This window comes from Arcobacter sp. F155 (genome assembly GCF_004116455.1).
GTDB lineage: Bacteria > Campylobacterota > Campylobacteria > Campylobacterales > Arcobacteraceae > Halarcobacter.
This window is the reverse complement of record NZ_PDJU01000046.1, coordinates 1-430: the sequence shown is the minus strand read 5'-3', so window position 1 is coordinate 430 and position 430 is coordinate 1. Positions and strand designations below refer to the sequence as shown.

General features: G+C 35.6%; 1 protein-coding gene. It reads right to left on the bottom strand.

The features are described 5' to 3' along the window. Nucleotides 1-413: hypothetical protein (locus CRV03_RS14015; RefSeq protein ID WP_258239115.1), on the bottom strand; the 413-nt coding region annotated here is incomplete at its 3' end. Nucleotides 414-430 lie beyond the last annotated feature (17 nt).

The window sequence follows — 430 nt, the reverse complement described above, 5'->3', positions numbered from 1 at the left end:
ATTTCTAGCACCATAAGCTGCATAACAGAAACAGGTGTCTTCATTTGATGTACCCAATGGTTAATAAATAATTGATGTTCTTGTTGTTTTACTTCATACGATTGTAGTTCTTTTTGGAAGAGGCGGTACTGCGTACGCACGAGTTCATTGACACCGTTAGGCATCGGAGCAGTCGCTCTTTCAATAAACGCATCTTCCATTTTTTCTGGTTGCTCACTTAATCTATGGTACATTCTACGATTGCGAACGTAACGATAAGCGAGGAAACAAATAAATAAGTATAAACTTAAAACAACGAAGTAAAATTTATTGTTTTGAAATCCATCTACTGCATCATAAAGAACGAAGATGATACCGAAGTTTAATACGTACAGTAGGAAAAATGCAAAATGATCACGTAAAAATAGCTTCATGCTTATTCACTCCAAGT